This is a genomic window from Nonomuraea sp. K271 (genome assembly GCF_009908215.1).
Classification (GTDB): Bacteria; Actinomycetota; Actinomycetes; order Streptosporangiales; family Streptosporangiaceae; genus Nonomuraea; species Nonomuraea longispora.
This window is the reverse complement of record NZ_JAAAHR010000403.1, coordinates 1-509: the sequence shown is the minus strand read 5'-3', so window position 1 is coordinate 509 and position 509 is coordinate 1. Positions and strand designations below refer to the sequence as shown.

Below are 509 nucleotides of genomic sequence, written 5' to 3'. Positions count from 1 at the left end.
CGCCACCAGGAGGTTCTTGCCGAGCGCCATCTCACCCTGGTCGGTGCACGGCCCGTCGGCGATCACCTGGTTGACCTCGACCCGGTCGCCCTCGGCGACGATGGGCTTCTGGTTGAACGAGGTGCCCTGGTTGGAGCGCTTGAACTTGGCGACGCGGTAGGTGGTGCGGGTGCCGTCGTCGTTCATGACGGTGACGTAGTCGGCGGAGACCTCCTCGACCACGCCGGCCTTCTCCGCGCTGATGACGTCGCCGGCGTCGGTCGCGGCACGGTATTCCATGCCGGTGCCGACCAGCGGCGCCTCGCTCTTGAGCAGCGGCACCGACTGGCGCTGCATGTTGGAGCCCATGAGCGCGCGGTTGGCGTCGTCGTGCTCGAGGAAGGGGATCATCGCCGTGGCCACCGACACCATCTGGCGCGGCGACACGTCGATGTAGTCGACTTCCTCGGCACGGGCCAGCTCGGTCTCGCCGCCCTTGGTGCGGACGAGGACCCGGGACTCGGCGAACG

The 509-nt window shown here is 68.8% G+C and carries 1 pseudogene; it reads right to left on the bottom strand.

Annotation, left to right across the window (positions count from 1 at the left end):
- Positions 1 to 509 (bottom strand): annotated as a pseudogene (locus GUY59_RS51620) (DNA-directed RNA polymerase subunit beta); the annotation flags it as partial.